The organism is Streptomyces sp. NPDC055078 (assembly GCF_053607985.1).
In genome coordinates this window covers 1-2,791 of record NZ_JBSGUP010000876.1, presented here as the reverse complement: position 1 = coordinate 2,791, position 2,791 = coordinate 1, and the positions used below count along the sequence as shown (strand labels likewise).

Genomic DNA, 2,791 nt, shown 5'->3' with positions numbered 1-2,791 from the left:
GCTGCCCGGCCCGGTCAGCCGGCCGCCCCGGACGGCACGGTCACGGACGGACTCCCGGGCGGCGCCGGACAGGCGCAGCCGGGCCCCGGGCCCGCCGACACCCAGCAGACCGAAACGCCCGATGCCCCGCCCGGCCCGGGCGGGCCCATCGACTACGCGCACCCGCGCCGCCGTTCCGTACCGCCCCCGCCGCCTCCCTCGGCACCGCCCGCCGAACCGGGGCAGCCGGCCAGGCCCGTCGCGGGCGATGCCACCGGCTGGTCCATGGAGGAGCGGCTCTACAACCAGATCTGGGGCATGTTCGAGGATCTGGCGCGCAGCGTCGCCGCGTACCGCAGCGCCGTCGAGTTCGCCGAGTCCCGGCTGGACCAGGAGCTGGACCAGGCCCTCTCCGACCCGCGCAGCCGTATCGGCGGGGCCGGTGACGCCGCCCGCACGGCGGCCCGCGCCAAGTGCGAGGAGCTGACCGCACGGGCCCGCCAGGCCCTCGACCGCGATCTGGCCCAGCTCGCCGCCGAGTCCGATGTCGTCGAACCGGCGCTGCCGCCCGCGTTCGCCCGCTGGGACAACCCGGTCTGGCACGCCTACCGGGTGCCCATGGAGACCCCGATGGCGCTGCGTCTCGGCGATCTCCAGCTGCCCGAGACGCCCGAGCTGCGCATCCCGTTCCTGATCAGGCTGCCGCTGGAGCGCGGTCTGTGGGTCGACAGCGGACGTACCGCCTCCGAGGTCGCGACGATGCTGGACGAGACCCAGCTGCGCAAGCTCGCCCTGGACTGCGCGGTCGCGCACGCCGCCCGGCTGCTGGCGGCCTATCCGCCCGGCGACTTCACGGTCCATGTCATCGACCCGGCGGGCACGGCCGTCGCCTCGCTCGCCCCGCTGGTCGACTCCGGGGTCCTCGCCGCGCCGCCCGCGACAGGCGCGCAGGGGGTGAGCGAGATGCTCGCGCAGCTCACCCAGCGGGTCGACCTGGTGACGATGGCGGTGCGCGGAGGTGCCGCCGACGCCCTGCCGCCCGATCTGGACACCTCGGAGCAGCTGCTGATCGTCAATGACTTCCCGCACGGTTTCGACGACCGCGCGGTCACCCAGCTGCGGTATCTCGCCGACGAGGGTCCCGCAGTCGGCGTGCATCTGATGATGGTCGCGGACCGCGAGGACGCCAGCGCGTACGGGCCGGTGCTCGATCCCCTGTGGCGCTCCCTGCTGCGTATCACCCCGGTCCCGGACGATCATCTGGCCGATCCCTGGGTCCGCCACGCCTGGACCTATCAGCCGCCCGCCGTGCCGCCGGGGAGCGCGGTGCTGCGCCAGGTACTGGACCAGGTGACTGAGGCCCGCCGGTCCTGGGGCCGCTGACCCGCCGGGAGCCCGGCTGCGGTCGACCGGCTCCCGGACGAGGTGTCGGGGGTGTCGGGCCCGGGGCGGGACCCGATTTGCGCAAAGTCTCACATAGGCCCTGACCAGGACATTTGAATATCTCTTTACCAAGTCCTTTACCTCTGCTTGGGGAATCCTGTACGCTCCTGAGAGCGGAGGGGAGTACTCCCGGCTGCGGCGTACCCGTCAGTACGGACCATTTCGGTCCCGGGGCGCCGGCCCGCGCGGCTAGGACCGCCCGGGTGGAGGAGACCTCCGGCAGCGACGACGCTGATCAAGTAGCCGTACGACGCCGGAGGCGCAGTGGACGTTTCATTGACCCTGTGGGTGCTGACCATTCTCGGTCTGAGCGCCCTGATCGCAGTCGACTTCTTCATCGGGCGCAAGCCCCATGATGTGTCGATCAAGGAAGCCGGAATCTGGACCGTCGTCTGGATCGCCCTGGCCGTGCTCTTCGGTATCGGTCTGGCGCTCTTCGGCACCAGCCAGGCGTCCGGTGAGTTCTTCGCGGGCTTCATCACCGAGAAGTCGCTCAGCGTCGACAATCTCTTCGTCTTCATCCTGATCATGGCGAAGTTCTCGGTGCCCTCCCACCTCCAGCAGCGGGTGCTGCTGATCGGTGTGCTGATCGCGCTGATCCTGCGGGCCATCTTCATCGCGGCCGGCGCGGCGATCATCGCCAACTTCTCCTGGGTCTTCTACATCTTCGGCGCGTTCCTGATCTACACCGCCTGGAAGCTCATCCAGGAGGCGCGCTCCGACGAGGAGGAGGACGACTGGGAGGAGAACCGTCTTCTCAAGTCCATCGAGAAGAAGTTCGGTGTCGCCGACCAGTACCACGGCACCAAGCTGTTCATCCAGAAGAACGGCAAGCGCATCCTGACGCCGCTGATGGTGGTCATGCTCGCCATCGGTATGACCGATGTGCTGTTCGCCCTGGACTCCATCCCGGCGATCTTCGGCCTGACCCAGGACCCGTACATCGTCTTCACGGCGAACGCCTTCGCCCTGATGGGTCTGCGTCAGCTCTACTTCCTCATCGGCGGACTGCTCAAGAAGCTGGTCCACCTCAGCTACGGCCTCTCGGTGATCCTCGGCTTCATCGGGGTCAAGCTGGTGCTGCACGCACTCCACGAGGGCGGGGTGAATGTCCCCGAGATCTCGATTCCGTTCTCGCTCGCGGTCATCGGCGGTGTGCTGGTCGTCACCACGATCACCAGCCTCATCGCGTCCAAGAAGCAGGCGGAGCGGGAAGCGGCCGAGGCCGCGGAGGGGTCCGGCGGCGAGCCCACCACCCCCAAGGACTCCGACAAGGACAGCGTCGAAGCCTGACCCGGCTCCCCGACCCGACTCCACGGCGAGTCCTGACCCGGGTCCCCGGCGCGGTCCCATGACGGGACCCTGACCC

The 2,791-nt window shown here is 69.5% G+C and carries 2 protein-coding genes; both read left to right on the top strand.

The window, feature by feature from the left end; translation table 11 throughout:
* The coding region (locus ACWF94_RS38030; protein ID WP_453499448.1) for a TerD family protein at window positions 1-1,362 on the top strand (1,362 nt) is incomplete at its 5' end.
* Window positions 1,363-1,686: 324 nt separating this feature from the next.
* The gene (locus ACWF94_RS38025) at window positions 1,687-2,715 is read left to right on the top strand and encodes a TerC family protein (protein ID WP_453499446.1); all 1,029 of its coding nucleotides are present in this window, start codon (window positions 1,687-1,689) and stop codon (window positions 2,713-2,715) included.
* Window positions 2,716-2,791 lie beyond the last annotated feature (76 nt).